Source organism: Rhodococcus sp. NPDC059969, assembly GCF_042738325.1.
Lineage (GTDB): Bacteria > Actinomycetota > Actinomycetes > Mycobacteriales > Mycobacteriaceae > Rhodococcus_F.
Map to the genome: position 1 here is coordinate 963,222 of NZ_JBHWUF010000001.1, position 14,827 is coordinate 978,048.

Below are 14,827 nucleotides of genomic sequence, written 5' to 3' on the forward strand. Positions count from 1 at the left end.
CGAGCTCGTCGGGTGACGGGATACAGCAGGTCGCTGATCGGCCTGGCGACAGCGCTTGCCGGGCTGGCCGGTTATGTCGACGCGCTCGGATTCATAACGCTCGGTGGGCCTTTCGTTTCCTTCATGAGCGGCAACATGACGCAGGCGAGCGTCGCATTTGCCGACGGGGTGTGGTCGACCGCGCGGGTGGCCGGCGGCATCATCGTGCTCTTCCTTCTGGGAATCGCGCTGGGAACCGTCGTCACCCACTTCACGGAGCGCTATTCGGTCCGGGCTCGCAAGGTCACGGTGCTCGCGGTTGTAGCCGGGCTGCTGTCCATCGGTTCGGTGATGAGCAGCCTCGACGTCACCCCCGGCGCGATCTCGGCGATGGCTTTGGCGATGGGAGCCGTCAACTCGGTGTTCCAGCGCGACGGCGAGGTGACGATCGGCGTCACGTACATGACCGGTGCGCTGGTCAAGATGGGCCAGCGTCTCACCGGAGCCTTTCTCGGCGGCCCGAAGTGGGCGTGGCTGCAGCACTTCGGGATGTGCGCGGGTTTGATCGCCGGCGCGGTAATCGGTGCGTTGGTTCATCGGTGGATCGGCCTTCACGCTCTGTGGCCTGCGTCGGCATTCACGGTTGTTCTGATCGCCGTTGCCTGGCGGGTCTCGCCCCCGTCTCCGGCACAGGTGTAGAAAGAGCCAGACACAAATCCGGGGGTACAGGGGGAAGCAGTGGATGCTCTGATCATCGTGGTGCTCGGTCTGCTCGGAATCGTCGCGGCCTCGACGCTTGGAGCGCGGATCGGAGTCGCAGCACCGCTGATTCTGGTGATGGCCGGGATCGTTGTCAGCCTCCTACCCTTTGTCCCAGCGGTGGACATCGACCCGGAATGGATTCTGGCAGGCGTGCTTCCGCCACTGCTGTACTCCGCCTCGGTCTCGATGCCGTCGATGGAGTTTCGGCGTGAGTTCGGTGCCATCGGTGGGCTTTCCGTTCTGCTCGTGGTCGTGAGTGCGCTTGTTCTCGGTGTGTTCTTCTCCTGGGTGATACCAGGACTCGGTATCTGGTGGGGCATTGCACTCGGTGCGATCGTGAGCCCGACGGATGCCGTCGCGACGTCCATCGTCAAGAAACTCCCGGTCTCGCCGCGGGTGGTGTCGATCCTCGAAGGCGAAAGCCTGCTCAACGACGCCACCGCTCTGGTTCTGTTGCGTACTGCCATCGCCGGGGCTGCCGCATCGGTGTCGCTGTGGAGTGTGTTGGGCAAGTTCGCTTTTGCCGTCGTCGTGGCCGCGGTCATCGGTGTTGTCGTCGGCAAGGTCAACCTGATGGTTCGCGCCCGTGTCACCGATTCGACGGTCAACACGGTCATCTCGTTCACGGTCCCGTTTCTGGCGGCGATCCCCGCCGAAGAGTTGGGTGCGTCAGGGTTGGTTGCTGCCGTCGTGGCCGGGCTCGTCACCGGCTACGACGCTCCTCGGAAGCTGTCACCGCGACACCGGTTGTCCGACTCCCAGAACTGGCGCACAGTCGAACTGGTCCTCGAAGGTGCGATCTTCCTGGTGATGGGCCTCGAACTCTCGTCGATAGTCGACGATGTCCGGGTCGACCACGAGGGCATATCCACGGCGGTCTTCGTGGCGGCGGGTGCACTGTTCCTCACGATCTTGGTGCGGGCTCTGTACGTGGCCCCGCTCCTGCGAGCGCTCCAAGCGCGGGCGAACTTTCGTGAACGCATGAAACCCAGACTCTCCGACATCGCGAATCGCCTCGACAATCCAGAGGACTACCCGCCAGACGAACGACGCAGCAGGCGCCGGGCACCTTCGGCGAATCAGATGGAAAGGTTCAAGGTTCGGGTTCGGCGGACGGTTGCCGATATTGACTACTACCTTGCTGCGCCGTTGGGATGGCGTGAAGGCACGATCGTCATCTGGGCCGGCATGCGCGGGGCGGTCACTCTGGCTGCAGCGCAGACTCTGCCGGAAGACACCCCGAGTCGATCGCTCCTGATCTTGGTTGCGTTCCTGGTGGCAGCAGGCTCGTTGATCCTTCAGGGTGGGACGTTGAAGCGCGTCGTAGTGGCGACCGGTCCGGCAGCACAGGACCTCACCGAATCCGAACTAGACGAGCATCGCAGGTTGCTCGAGCTTCTCGAAGATGCGTCGGTGAGTGTCGTTCCGCCAGAGGGTCGGTCGAAGAAGAGGATCCGTCTCGACGTGATAGACGCGCAGCGTCAAGCGTTACTCGACGCGCGGGACGACGGCCTGTTCGACGCACGGATGCTCGGATCGGCACTTGCCGCGCTGGATGCCGATCAGATCAGTCTCGAACTCAAGGGCGGTCCGGACGGTTGATCACGTGCACAGTCTCTTTCGCGCCGACGTCATCATCGCCCGCGTGATGACGCCGTGCAGTACCTGAACGGGTGCGAAGTAGATTCGGCCCGCTCTATTCTTCAGTTCCACGGCAGTGACGACGTGCAGGAGGCCGGCGTCGTTGTCGGCCTGAACCGAGGCGACAAATCGTAGGTGTTTCTCGTCCGCTTCGATGAGGGCCTCGCCGTCGGCGATTTTGTCGACGGCAAAGGTGTCGGGGCGTCCCTGGGCGATACCGAGCAATCCGACTACCCGCTCCCTCAACCAGAACATCGCGAGAACTGGAGCGGGGACATTTCTGACGTCGAAGACTGCCTGTGCCCACTCCTCGGAAGTATGGGTCGGAACAGGCGGGATGGTGATCGTGGTGGCCTCTGCCCAGTCCGGCGCAGGCATGGCCTTGAAAGCGAGTGTCATTTCGTCCTCCGTACGGTGCCGTATGGAACCTACCCATACGGTACCGTACGGAGGTGACGAATGCCCGCGCCCGACTTTCTCGCGACCAGTGGATCGATGCAGCTTTCCAGGCTCTGGCCAGCCATGGGCCTGATGCAGTTGCCGTGGAAAAGGTGGCGCGCACGCTCGGATCGACCAAGGGTTCTTTCTATTGGCACTTCGCCAACCGCGACGAGTTGCTGCAGGCTGCGCTCGATCGGTGGGAAGTTGTGGCAACCGAGAGACTGATCTCCTCCGTCGAGTCCTCTGGTGAACCGGCGGAGGCGCGATTGCGTCGTCTGGTGGATTCGGTCACGACCGGATTGGCCGATCGCCGTGCGGAGTTGGAACTACTTGCCGGGATCGACCATCCATTGGTTTCGGCGGCGGTTCGACGTGTCACCGAGCGTCGCGTTGCGTACATCGTGACGTTGTTGGTCGATCTGGGTATGGTCAGGCAGAAGGCGGAATATCGTGGCGTACTTGCGTATTCGATGTACCTGGGGCAGATGCAGCTGGTGCACAGTGCGCCCGATGCGGTTCCTCGCAGCGGTGCGGACCGTCACGCACTCGCCGACGAGTTCGTGAACATGGTTCTAGCCAGGTAAGTCCTCCGTCGAACGTGGCGTGACCTGCGCATCACCCTGCGCTTTCAGGTGAGGGACCACACATTGCGCGTAACCCATAGTTACAGATACTTTGAGGTCAGCTGAAGTGGGGTGCCGGATATGTCGGCATTTCCCGGAGGCGCAAAACCGTTTCACGACAGGAAGAAAGGTGACTCACCATGAGCGTTGTGCTTATTTCGTTGCTGGTCGCCGCTGGACTCACCGTGCTGGCCACCAGTGACGGTGCCGGTCTGGACTTCGGGAGTCGGCAGCTGAACCGCCAGTTGAAGACCCGCACGCACCGGTAACCCCGGAAAACGGCCGGCTCCACGCGATCCTTCGCGGAGCCGGCCGTTTGCGCTGTCCGGTCAGTTCACCCCGAGATCTGTCAGCCAGGCCTGGGTGTTGCGTGCATTGATGCCCAGGACAGCGGCAGAACCCGTCGCCGAGTCGAAGGCGACATTGTCGGCAGATGCGAGTCCTGCGTAGAGCTGAGCAACCCCGGTCGCCGCTCCCGCTCCGATGATCGGCGTGATCGAAGCACCGAACTTCTCGGGTGTCACGGCTTCGAAAGTTACCGCGCGCGAGAAGTGTTCGGCGAAAGCCTCGGCCAATTCGATGCCGGTGATCGCCGGAATCTGTCCGATGTCGACTGCGTCCGGTGCTACGTCGAGAGTCAGGGCTGCAACGGCTGCATCAGCGACATCGAGGTGCGAACCCCACGCGACCGCGAGATCGGCACGCAATGGGTACCGCAGGACGCCTTCGTCTTTCACTCCCGACAGCACGGGAGGCAGAAGCAAATTTTCGAGGAACAGTCGCGGGGTCAGGACGGTCACCGCGATTCCTTCGGCGCGAAGCCCGTCGACGAGCTCGGAGAGAACGGGTGTGTTGGGGCCGGTAAGCGGCGAAGTAGCGTCGCCGATCACCGTGCCGCTGGTCGAGATCACGAACCTCGAAGGCCGTGCCGCTTTCGCTGCTGCCAGAACGTTTCGGGCGTAACCTGCGAGCGTCTCGGTGTCACCGGCGAGTGGCAGATGGAAGAACACTCCGTCTGCCGCGCGATACGCGTCGGCGAGAGAGTTGACGGACGTATTGTCCGCGACGACGGTGTTCGCGCCCTCGAACGTCTGGTCAGGGTTACGGGTGATTGCTCGGACCTCGGCGCCGGCGGATCCTGCGAGAGTCGCGACCAACCCTGCGAGAACGGGAAAACCCTGAGCGCCGGTGGCGCCATGCACTGTGTAAGTCATGACGCCTATAGTTCACATCGGGAACCAGTTACTTCAAGTGAACTAATGGGGAATCGATGAGTGAATCAGGTCACGTACTTCCGGAGTGCGGCGTTGCGCGCTTCCTGCTGGTCCTGGACGGACCGTGGGCAACCCTGATCGTTCGTGAGCTCACGCACGGCCCGATGCGCTTCACCGAACTACGACGCGCTCTGCCTGGCATCAGTCCCAGGACACTCTCAGCCAGGCTCAAGCGTTTCGAGGAGTTCGACCTGGTGACCCGGACCGCCTACGCCGAGGTACCGCCGCGGGTGGAGTACGAACTCACCGCGACGGGGATGGAACTGCGCTCCGTGCTCGAAGCGATGGTCGAGTGGGCGGATCTGGCACTCCCCGTTTCGTGACCTGCCCTCAACGTGGGCCCGAAAGTCCAACCCGCAGAGCACTGCAGCTCTCGAACATCGCGTCTTGGTCAACTCCGGAATTGCGTGATGCTCGAAGGCTGGCTCCGGAAGGTTGAGTGCGGCGGTGTGGATGCCGGTGGGGAGGCAACTTGTTGAGGGATAACATTCTGCATGCCTTGATCCAGTGGGTAGCATCTGGCCGGAAAGTTTCATGGTGCAAGGTTCATCAGGCGGCCAATATCTTTGAATTCGCAGACGCCCGTTTCCGTGGGTGGTCATAGTGTGTGGCTCTATGTGCACTGGTTGTCGACGATTTCCGTGGATCGGTAATGTGCAGTAGACCCTGACGATTCGTTGGTTGTCGTGCCTCCTGCTCCTGGGTCCGCCACAACTCGATAGGCCCGCCCGATCGCTTCATCTCAGGCCTCAAGTCTCATGTCATCTGTTCATATGAACTTTCGACTCGAGCGGCGGATTCCGTATAGATCTGTGCAAATCTTGCCGGTGAGCGGTCCCAATACGAGCAGATCACGAGGTACGAATTATGCGTCCAATATCGCGGATAGTTGTCGGCACCGCCTTGTCCATTCTTTTTGCAGCGCTGGGCCTCACCCTCGGTGGTGGGACAGCTGGAGCCTATATTTCCGACCCCGGAAACGTCACATGGTCGTCAACCGCCAGCACCGTCACCGTTGCCTTCGAGGGAGTCCAGGCAACGGCTAGGCCGATCGGTTGCGACATTCGGACGGTGTCGTCATTAGGCACGACGGAAATCGGTCGCATCTGGCTTGACGATCAGGGAAACGGAACCTACACGTCCCCTCCTATCAAAGGTTTGGCGAAGACCTCTACCTACTGCTACGACCAAGACATAATCGGTTACGAATACCCAACGTATGAAGCCGCCTATCCGGGCGAACCGGAACCTTGCTTGGCTGGTCTTGCGAGTCTGCTTCAGTTCATGGGCTCTTCGCAGTGCTCGGGTGTCAGTGCATCTACCGGAAGTTAGGCCGATCGGACGTCTTGAGTGGTCCCCCAGTCGGACCTTGGGGCATTGGTTGGAGTCCGGCGGAAGTGTGCTGTCACGTCAATGTCATCTGTGAACGATGTATTACGAGAGCACGCGACTCCTGACTGCTCTCAGCCAATGCCCGAAAGTCCCACCCGCAGAGCGCCGCAGGCCTCGAACATCGCATCTTGACCGGTATGGCCGACACCGGTGGTGTTGACGAAGGCATGGATCAATCCACTGTGACGCCTCAGCGCGACCGGAACTCCAGCCTCTCGCAGCCGGTTCGCGTATTCCTCGCCTTCGTCGCGCAGTGGGTCGAAACCGGCGACGGCAAGGTAGGCCGGCGGCAGGCCGGCCAGATCCGGGGTGAGCAGCGGGGAGACTCGCGGGTCGAGAGCCGAAGCGCCGCCCGACAGGTAATGGGCCGCATACCAATCGAGTTGGGCGTCGGTGAGAAAGAAGTCGGTGCCGAACATCTTGTGCGAAGGGCGCTTCGACGAAAGGTCCACCCAGGGAAAGAAGAGCAGCTGGAATGCCGGCTTGACGGCGTCTTCGGTCGTGGACTGCGCGACGACGGCAGCCAAGTTCCCACCCGCGCTGTCTCCGCCTACCGCAATGGATTTCGGATCTGCACCTAGATCTGTGGCATGTTCGACGCAGTACCGGAATGCGGTGACGGCGTCATCGACCCCGGCGGGGAAGGGGAACTCCGGCGCTAACCGGTAATCCACCGACAACACACTGACTTCGCCGTGACGGGCCAGGAAGCGGCAAACACTGTCGCCGCTTTCGAGGCTGCCGAGGACGAACCCGCCGCCGTGGAAGTACACCAAAAGTGGAGCGGGCGTTGGCACCCCGGCCGGTCGATACAGCCGTGCGGGAATGGAGTGGTCCGCGGCCGGGATCTCGATGTCACGAACCGTCTCGATGTCGATAGGAGCACCGCCGAACAGTCGCGATTCGGCGTCGATCTGGGCTCGCCCCTCTTCGACCGGAAGATGCTCGAAGCTCGTGCCCTCGACTGCCGAGAGCAATCGCAGTGCAAGTTGGATCTCGGGGTGCAGAGTCTGCCCGTCGATTTCCTTCGGTTTGCCGCCGAGAATGCGCTGCGCGCCGGTTGGCAGGGCACCAACGATGTCGAGAACCACTCGCGCAACACGATCTTGGACAGACATCTTCTCCGTGGACATACTCGCCTTCCGTCGGCCGATCACCCGTCGCTTGTACGTTACGAAAGAACTGGACAAATATCCAGGAACTCTGACACCCGAGATCAGGCTGCCGGAGTGACCGTGACTGTGACCGGACCCGTGTCATCCGCGGTTTCCACTGTGAGAAGACGGCTTTGGGGATTCCAGTTCACTATATCGGCTCCCGCGACGTCGACGCCGCCGGGGAAACCGCTCTCGGGTAAATAGATCTCGGTCGGTGCCGTCACCGCGGGGTCCGGGTTGAACGTCACCTGAAGGCGGTCGACGGTCGAGGACCATTCGGTGGGTGTGCCCGCGACGGCACGCGGATAGGGCTTGTTCAGGGTGTCGACGAGGAGTGTCTGCGTTCCGTCCGGCAGGTACGGGCCCCACGGTCCGGGATCGCTCGACCAGTACGAGACACCCGCGCCGAGTTCCCGAGCAGTCGTGTAGACGCGGTCGATGTAGTCGCCTGCGCCGGGCAGTGTTGTGTCGAGCCCGAATTCGCCGAGGATGATCGGAGCGCCGCCGAGTACGTTGCCGGCAATGTGTTCGACGCTGTCGCGCCAGGTGTCGATGGTCGCGTCGGTGAGAGTGCGCGAGAGGCCCGAGTATCCGTCACCGAGGTCGAGGGGCAACGGATACAGGTGCGGGCAGTACGCGATTCGCTGTTCGCCTGCTCGTGGGTCGTTGATCTTCGTGAGCCCGCTGGGGACACCTTGGTTGACGCCGACCGCTTGCGGGGCCACACATACCCAACTGTCCTGATCCACTTCCCTGATGGCGTCAGTGGTTCGCTGATACAGGGCGGCGAGGGGTCCACCTTCGAAGGCGGGACCCTGCAGGGAACCGCCCCACGGCTCGTTCATCAGGTCGTATGCCACGACGGTGTCATTGCCGGCAAAACGTTCGGCCACTGCCTGCCAGGCGTTCGCGTAGTGCTCGACCAGTTCGGGGTGTTGACCGGTGGTGTTCCAGAAGTTGTCGAAGGCGCGCATTACGCCGGGTTGGATGTAGTACAACTCCCATCGGTCTTGAGGGCTGACCGGAAGGCCGTCCATGTAGGTCGCCCAGGCCGGTGCGCCGTTGCCGATGTTGCCGGCGCCGTTGCCACTGTTGCCTTCTGGAGTGATCGCGCCGGAGTACACGTCCTGATGCATGTCGAGCATGACCTTGTAGCCGCGCTCGGCGTACCAGCCGACTCGGTCCTCGACACGGTCCAGATACTCCTGGTCGTACTGTCCAGGCTCGGGTTCCACCGAACGCCAGGAGATCAGGAAACGCACGAAATTTGTTCCCATGTCGGCATGTTCGCGTTCGAGATCCGCTTCGGTGAACTCCGGCATGCCGTCCGGTGAGCTTTTTGCGCTCGACGCCGTGTTGAACCCTCTCAGGATCAGCGAGCGGCCGGCGTCGTCGGTCAGATACGACGGTGGCACATCGGTGCCGCCGGCACTCCCTGGCATGGGCAGGCTACCTTCGGCAGCGGCGATGCCGCCGCCCAAGACCAGCGAGCCTGCGATGATCAGTGCTGAGAGCGGGATGCGACGCACGGAGCCTCCTACTGGATGTTTGGGTGGATTGAATTGTCAGACTGGGGTTTCAGATCTGGATTTGATCACTCGGTGTCGATTCACGCGGGTTGGCTTACGCTGGTCCGCCCGTCTTCGATGTGTCCGACGAGTACGCGCTTGAATTCAGGATCTTCGTCGACCGTCACGGTGGCCTGATACCAACCGTCCACCGACGGCACCGTCCACCGACCGCGTGCACCCGCTCCGAGCCTGCGTCGATCCCCGTCCACATTGACGGAGAGCGCACGACTTCCGGAATTGGTCGCCGTCAGTACAAGCATGCGCGTCCCTGCGTCGATAGTTGTCGAGACGTCGAGCGAAGCTGCCGCACTGTCTGTAGCTCCGCTGAACTCGCGCCTGAAACCATTGGGACCCAACAGGGTCAGGCTGTAGACCCGGTCACCGAGCGCAACGACGTCGTCGACTTCACCGACGACGTCGTAGTGTCGCGGCTCTTCGAACTCTCCCGCGTACGGGTACAAGGCCAAGTGTGCGGACGCGGCACCAGTATTGGCCAGATGGACCGTCAACGAGCCGGCGCCCGGATCCGCCGTCGCGTAAGCGTCGGGCTGATAGGGAAGTGCTCGCGCAGGTCGAGTTCCCCTTTCCTGCACGGGCATCCTCTGCTCGGTGGGAGGTGTTGGCGTCCATCGCGGTTCCAGCGGCGGTGTGGGTTGCGGGCGCGCCAACGTCGGCCGGCTACGCGGGTTGGCGAAGTCGAACGCCGACGTGAGGTCGCCACTCACCGTGCGTCGCCACGGGTCGATTTCCGGTTGCGTGATTCCGAACCGCTTCTCCAGAAACTGTGTGACAGACGTGTGGTCGAATACCTGCGAACAAACGAAACCTCCGACGGTCCACGGCGAGATGATCGTCATCGGCACCCTCGGGCCGAGACCGAGCGGCTGACCGCCGACCCATTCGGTTTCGATCGAGCGCGGTGGTCTGGGCGGCGGTACGTGGTCGAAGTAGCCGTCGTTCTCGTCGAAGTTGACGATCACGGCCGTCTTCGCCCACAGTTCGGGATCGGAGGCTATGGCGTCGAGCACTTGATAGAGCAGTGTTGCGCTCGCCGCTGGTGACGATCCCGAAGGGTGCTCCGAATCCGCTTCGGATGGAACGAGATAGCTGACTCGAGGCAGAGTGCCGGACTCGACGTCTTTCCTGAAATCGGCAGCCAGTGTGCCGGGCCGGGATCGGTACAACGCGCGATCGTAGAGTTGGCGATCAGCGGGTGACAGTTGGTCTGCGGCATTCGCGAGGGCCAGTACCGCTGCGTCCTGGACCGGCGTCGGCATCGACGGCAGGGCGAGATAGAACCCGGCCAAGGTCTGAAGTTCGTAGGGGAGCAGGCTTGGCCGGCCGAGCAGCCCTGCCGCCACTTTCTTGAAGGCAGTGAAGTACTCGAGGTTGTTGTCTCCGAAGTTGTCCCACTCCTGGTAGGTCTTCCAGGAAATGCCGGCGGACTGCAGTCGCTCGGGGACCGTCGTCCATCCGTAACCGGCGTGCCAGGGGTTGTAGGCCGCATTGGTTACGGCTCGCCCCTCCGGGCCCGGTGGATCCGAAGGAAGTACCGACTCGGTTGGATTCGGCGAGAGTGGCTCGTATCCGGTGTATCCAGAGACCCAATAGTTCCGGTTGGGGCTCGTCGATGTCGGTACGGAGCAGTGGTAGGCGTCGCAGATCGTGAACGCGTCCGCCAGTTCGTAATGGAACGGGATGTCTTGCCGGTCGTAGTACGCCATCGTCGTACCGGTTTTTGCCGCGATCCAACCGTCGTGCCAGCCGTCGGCGAGTGCGGCATGTCCGCCCGCCCAGCTGTGGTCGAGTCCAGTGACGTTCTGGGTGTCCATGCGTTGCGCCGCAGCCGAATCGCGGATGGGGAAGGGGAGCACAGGACCGGTAGGCCCGGGTTGTTCGAAGACGCTGTGGCCGCCGCGCAGACGCAGCGCATTCGGATCCCCGAATCCGCGAACCCCCCTCAGCGCGCCGTAGTAATGATCGAAGGATCTGTTCTCCTGCATGACGAGGACAACATGCTCGATCGAATCGAGCCCGCCGGAGTTGACGGGTGTCGCGAGTGCTCGCTGAAGCGACGGCGGGAGAAGGGAAGTGGCGGCGAGTGCTGTCGCGCCGACCCCGGCAGCGAGAAACGACCGTCGGGAGAGAGGGTTCCTGGACACTTGTGCTCCATCGACAAATCAATCGGTGCAATGACTACGGCCGCGACATGCTGTTGCCGCTGCTCCGAATCGGTGCAGCGGCAACAGTGTCGAGCGAATTGCGATCAGGAACCGAAGAGACCGCCCAGCGAACCTAGGCTGCCCGAGCCACCGGTCCCGCCGTCGTCAGGGGCAGCAGAAACCTTGACGACGGATTCGTCCGACGCGGACTGTGTGAATCCACTTCGCCCGGCGTATGCCGCCTTGATTCGATGATCGCCGGTTGACGCGAAAGTGTGCGTCAGTCGTGCCACACCATCGGCTCCGACGACAACGGGTTGTCCGATGGGTTGGTCACCGTCGTAGAACTGAACCGAGCCCCCGCCGGGGTTGGGGGTGACCGTCGCGGACAGTTCTGCCGCGACATTCTGCTTGGCCGTCGAGGGTGCTGCCAGTGAGGTCGAGGTGGTGACATCGGACGGTGCGGGATCAGACACGGTGACCGTCTGAGCGGATGCCATCGACGGCATGAATCCTGTTGCGCCGGAGTAATAGGCCGACACGGCATGAGCTCCAGCCGAGGTGAAGGCATGTTCCAGGGTAACTTTGCCGTCAGCGCCCACCGGGATCGGAGCGCCGATATCTGCAGCGCCATCCTTGAACTGGAGAGTGCCACCGGTCGGTGTCGGCGTGACCTGCGCCCTCAGCGACACCGATACGCCGGTCTTTGCATCGGTAGGAACGTTCACGGCAGTGTCGGTCTGCTTGACGACAGGTGCCGCAGTTACCGTGAGCATCGCCTCGGTCGAGTTGGAACTTTGGAATCCGTTGATTCCCTGGAATGTTGCGGAGACCCGTGCGGTTCCGGCGGTGTAGAACGTATGCGGTAGCCGGGCAATGCCGTCGGCACCCGGCGTGACCGGTGCGCCGACGTCGGCGCCGTCCACCCGGAACTGCACGTTTCCAGTGACCGGAGCCGGATCCACCTTCGCGACGAGCTCTGTCGGTGTACTGGCTTGGATCGAGCCGGGCATCTGGACTGTGGTCGTTGTCGGTTGGCTGACGTAGATGGTGGTCAGAGCCTGGCCGCCGGCGTTGAGGCCGGAGTTCCTGTTGTCTCGCGGGGAGCAGTTGTAGCGCTCCCAGTAGTTGACCGTGAAGACATCCTTTTCGCGCTGGACGAATGTGAGCGCATTTCGGTCGTCGTCGTAGTTGGCGGAGCCGGGATCGGAAACCCTCAACGAAGGCTTGATTTCGGTACCGGCCGCACCAGCTTTGACCGTGACGTCGACCGCGGGGAGTCGGAACTTGGTATTGGCGCCGACGATGATTCCGTCACTGGATCGAACTGCGGAGGACGGACCGTTTCCGGTGGTGCGATTCGATCCGGAGATGCGCAGGTGCGTTCCGGATGCAGAGGGATTTCCACCGTCGTCGATCTGTGTGACTGTTGGAGTGGCACTGTCGGATCCGAGGCCGTATGCACTGTTCGCCACAAGCTGGGAGCTCACGAATTCGACGCCGGACGGGATGTCGAAGTCGTACTTGATTCGGGCCCAGTGCACGACTCCGCGGCTGGCATGCCCGCTGTTGTTTGCCTTCATCTCGTTCGGCTGCACGCGGTAGGTGACGGTCTCACCCGGTGCCGCGGTGGTTGGTGCGGTGATGGTGACTCCCGATCCGAGCGTCTCGTTGAACGTGATCGGGCTTGCCACACCGTCCATCTCGCGCACGTGGCATGCAGTCGTGAAGGGCACGCTCTTGGTCTCGGGGGCCGCAGAGGCGATCCCACCGCCGGCGATCGAGAACAAGCCGCCGGCAAGTACCGAGACGGTTGCAATCGCAGAGCCGCGTAGCAGTTTCGAGTTCATCGACGAATCCTTGTTTCTGTTCACAGTTTTCACGACCCGAATCCGGGGGTGCCGAGGCTGCCGAGGCTCCCGGTGCCAGGCTCGGGCTCGGACGGTTCGACGACGTTGATCGTCACGGCGCCCGACATCGACTCCATGAAGCCTGCAGATCCCGTGTAGTACGCCGTGATGTTGTGGTCGCCCGCTGTTGTCATCGTGCGGTTGGCCTTTGCGACACCGTTGACGACAGCCACCGGAGCGCCGAGGTCTACCCCACCGTCACGGAACTGCACTGTTCCACCCGACGGCCACGGAGTGACCGTTGCCGTCAACTCGACGGAGTCGCCGACGACGGCCTTACCGGGCGCTTCGATTCGCGTCTGTGTCTGAGCGAGGCTGGAGTCGACATTGATCACGGCGAGTGGCTGGCCGCCCGCGTTCAATCCGGCCGAACGATTATCGCGCGGTGAGCAATTGGTGGTCAGCCAGTACTTGACTCCACCGAGCAGCGTCTCCTGCTGCAGGAAGGTCAGGTAGTTGGCGGCACTGTCGTAGGAACCCGAGTTGGTGTCGGACACGCGCAGCATGGGCTTGATCTGGGTGCCGACAGCCCCGGACGTGACGGTGACGTCAACTGCCGGGAGCTGGAACGTCTTTCCTCCACCGACCTCGATTCCACCGCCGCCGTTGTCGTCGGTGTTGGGTCCGTTGCCCGCGGTGATGTTGTTGCCGGAGATACGAAGATGCGTCCCACTCGGATCGGGTGAACCGGCATCGTTCACCCGCGTGATCGTCGGGGCGACCCCACCCAGATTCGAGCTGGTGCCCGCCACGATCTGCGCCCCCACATAGGTGGTGCCTGCGGGGATGTCGAAATCGAACTTCAGGCGGGTCCAGTTCACGACAGACCTGAGGTCGTAACCGTCTTTGGGGACCGTCATCGGCTTGGGGGCAAGACGGTAAGTGAAGGTGGAGTTCGGCGGGACCACGGTCGGGGCACTGATCGTGACGCCGGAATCACGCGTCTCGTTGTGTGTGATCGGCCCGGGGAACTGCCACCCATGGCACGATGCCGTGAACGGAAGGTTCACATCAGCTGCGGACGAGACTCCCGCTCCGCCGACGACCAGGGCAACGCATCCGGTCAAGGACGCGGCCACCCCTACTCCTCGGCGCATCAACGTCGACACCATTCACATTCTCCTTGAGTAGCGCCCGAAAAATATCGAGCTCTCGGCTGAAAGCCGGGTCCGGGAACCGGCCTCGAGCTGACAGAGAAGCGAATGCGTCTTGTCGTCTGCTTACCACCAGCTCAAACCCTGGAGAGGAGTAGAACACAGAGCCGGCCGCAAAATCTGCGATTCGGATAAATTGTTGGACAAACGTCCAATCGGTGAAATTTCTCCACTCGATTGATCGCTCTGCAGCGCTTCAAGGTGGAGTGATGTGGGCCCGGTAAACGGTCAGGCGAGGGCGCGGCGCATCAGGTCTGCCGTCTCCTTGTTGAATGCGACCAGTGTGACAGTCTCGACCTCGGTCTTCGCCGCGCGAATCGCTGAAACGGCCTGCCGGACCGCGTCTTCCTTCGGCCAGCCGTAGACCCCTGCCGAGATCAACGGAAAGGCGACGGTTCGGGCGCCGATCGAGTCGGCTACGGCGAGGCTGCGGGTGTACGCCGATCGAAGCAATCCGGATCGGTCCTCGGATCGCGAATACCTCGGGCCGACGGTGTGAATCACGGCCTTGGCGTGCAGCTTTCCCGCAGTGGTGGCTACGGCCGCACCCACCGGCAGGCCGTCGGGAAGGCTGGTGTCGCGCAATACCTCGCAAGCCTTCAGGATCTCCGGTCCTCCGGCTCGGTGGATCGCGCCGTCGACACCGCCGCCGCCGAGGAGCCTGGAGTTGGCCGCATTGACGATGGCGTCGACGGTCAGCGTCGTGATGTCACCTTCGACGACTGTAATAGCGGGCATGGATCCTCCTGTGTGTTCGACGG

At 62.5% G+C, this 14,827-nt stretch carries 13 protein-coding genes; 5 read left to right on the forward strand and 8 right to left on the reverse strand.

Annotated features, from left to right (window positions below; all coding sequences use genetic code 11):
- The first annotated feature begins 12 nt into the window (after positions 1-12).
- Both ACFWAD_RS04360 and ACFWAD_RS04365 read left to right on the forward strand, forming a co-directional pair.
- Entirely contained in the window at positions 13-678 is a 666-nt protein-coding gene (locus ACFWAD_RS04360) for a YoaK family protein (RefSeq protein ID WP_378541668.1), read from the forward strand.
- A gap of 39 nt (positions 679-717) precedes the next feature.
- Entirely contained in the window at positions 718-2,343 is a 1,626-nt protein-coding gene (locus tag ACFWAD_RS04365) for a cation:proton antiporter (RefSeq protein ID WP_378541670.1), read from the forward strand.
- On the opposite strand, the gene ACFWAD_RS04370 is transcribed toward ACFWAD_RS04365, so the two are convergent.
- Complete coding sequence (locus ACFWAD_RS04370) at positions 2,344-2,781, reverse strand: DUF2867 domain-containing protein (RefSeq protein ID WP_378541672.1); 438 nt, start codon at positions 2,779-2,781, stop codon at positions 2,344-2,346.
- Between the two features lie 53 nt (positions 2,782-2,834).
- Here ACFWAD_RS04370 and ACFWAD_RS04375 point away from each other — a divergent pair, with 53 nt between their 5' ends.
- Together ACFWAD_RS04375 and ACFWAD_RS04380 are read left to right on the forward strand one after the other, a co-directional pair.
- Positions 2,835-3,407 carry a TetR/AcrR family transcriptional regulator gene (locus tag ACFWAD_RS04375; protein WP_378541674.1) on the forward strand — a complete coding sequence of 191 codons (573 nt, stop codon included), beginning with the start codon at positions 2,835-2,837 and terminating at the stop codon, positions 3,405-3,407.
- A gap of 179 nt (positions 3,408-3,586) precedes the next feature.
- The gene (locus tag ACFWAD_RS04380) at positions 3,587-3,715 is read left to right on the forward strand and encodes a hypothetical protein (RefSeq protein ID WP_003943237.1); all 129 of its coding nucleotides are present in this window, start codon (positions 3,587-3,589) and stop codon (positions 3,713-3,715) included.
- Positions 3,716-3,775: 60 nt separating this feature from the next.
- Here ACFWAD_RS04380 and ACFWAD_RS04385 read toward each other — a convergent pair whose 3' ends face one another.
- Positions 3,776-4,660 (reverse strand): NAD(P)H-binding protein, encoded by an 885-nt coding sequence (locus tag ACFWAD_RS04385; RefSeq protein ID WP_378541676.1) that lies wholly within the window; start codon positions 4,658-4,660, stop codon positions 3,776-3,778.
- Between the two features lie 56 nt (positions 4,661-4,716).
- On the opposite strand from ACFWAD_RS04385, the gene ACFWAD_RS04390 reads away from it, so the two are divergent.
- Positions 4,717-5,043 carry a helix-turn-helix domain-containing protein gene (locus tag ACFWAD_RS04390; protein ID WP_019745900.1) on the forward strand — a complete coding sequence of 109 codons (327 nt, stop codon included), beginning with the start codon at positions 4,717-4,719 and terminating at the stop codon, positions 5,041-5,043.
- Positions 5,044-6,183: 1,140 nt separating this feature from the next.
- Here the strand turns inward: ACFWAD_RS04390 and ACFWAD_RS04395 are convergent.
- The 6 genes from ACFWAD_RS04395 to ACFWAD_RS04420 all read right to left on the reverse strand — a co-directional run bounded on the left by ACFWAD_RS04395 (position 6,184) and on the right by ACFWAD_RS04420 (position 14,804).
- Entirely contained in the window at positions 6,184-7,245 is a 1,062-nt protein-coding gene (locus ACFWAD_RS04395) for an alpha/beta hydrolase (RefSeq protein WP_378530493.1), read from the reverse strand.
- Positions 7,246-7,328: 83 nt separating this feature from the next.
- A complete protein-coding gene (locus tag ACFWAD_RS04400) occupies positions 7,329-8,798 on the reverse strand; it encodes a cellulase family glycosylhydrolase (protein ID WP_378530495.1) in 1,470 nt (489 codons plus the stop codon).
- A gap of 80 nt (positions 8,799-8,878) precedes the next feature.
- Positions 8,879-11,002 (reverse strand): phosphocholine-specific phospholipase C, encoded by a 2,124-nt coding sequence (locus tag ACFWAD_RS04405; protein ID WP_378530497.1) that lies wholly within the window; start codon positions 11,000-11,002, stop codon positions 8,879-8,881.
- A 104-nt stretch (positions 11,003-11,106) separates the two neighbouring features.
- Positions 11,107-12,852, reverse strand: a complete 1,746-nt coding sequence (locus tag ACFWAD_RS04410; protein WP_378530499.1) for an Ig-like domain-containing protein — start codon at positions 12,850-12,852, stop codon at positions 11,107-11,109.
- 29 nt (positions 12,853-12,881) lie between these two features.
- Entirely contained in the window at positions 12,882-14,024 is a 1,143-nt protein-coding gene (locus tag ACFWAD_RS04415; RefSeq protein WP_378448302.1) for an Ig-like domain-containing protein, read from the reverse strand.
- Positions 14,025-14,294: 270 nt separating this feature from the next.
- A complete protein-coding gene (locus ACFWAD_RS04420; protein ID WP_378532700.1) occupies positions 14,295-14,804 on the reverse strand; it encodes an O-acetyl-ADP-ribose deacetylase in 510 nt (169 codons plus the stop codon).
- Between the last annotated feature and the right edge of the window lie 23 nt (positions 14,805-14,827).

Bases quoted from the DNA above. Each gene is read 5' to 3' on its own strand.
- ACFWAD_RS04420 (WP_378532700.1), bottom strand. From the start codon at position 14,804: ATGCCCGCTATTACAGTCGTCGAAGGTGACATCACGACGCTGACCGTC.
- ACFWAD_RS04385 (WP_378541676.1), bottom strand. From the start codon at position 4,660: ATGACTTACACAGTGCATGGCGCCACCGGCGCTCAGGGTTTTCCCGTT.
- ACFWAD_RS04415 (WP_378448302.1), bottom strand. From the start codon at position 14,024: ATGGTGTCGACGTTGATGCGCCGAGGAGTAGGGGTGGCCGCGTCCTTG.
- ACFWAD_RS04390 (WP_019745900.1), top strand. From the start codon at position 4,717: ATGAGTGAATCAGGTCACGTACTTCCGGAGTGCGGCGTTGCGCGCTTC.
- ACFWAD_RS04395 (WP_378530493.1), bottom strand. From the start codon at position 7,245: ATGTCCACGGAGAAGATGTCTGTCCAAGATCGTGTTGCGCGAGTGGTT.
- ACFWAD_RS04380 (WP_003943237.1), top strand. From the start codon at position 3,587: ATGAGCGTTGTGCTTATTTCGTTGCTGGTCGCCGCTGGACTCACCGTG.
- ACFWAD_RS04370 (WP_378541672.1), bottom strand. From the start codon at position 2,781: ATGACACTCGCTTTCAAGGCCATGCCTGCGCCGGACTGGGCAGAGGCC.
- ACFWAD_RS04410 (WP_378530499.1), bottom strand. From the start codon at position 12,852: ATGAACTCGAAACTGCTACGCGGCTCTGCGATTGCAACCGTCTCGGTA.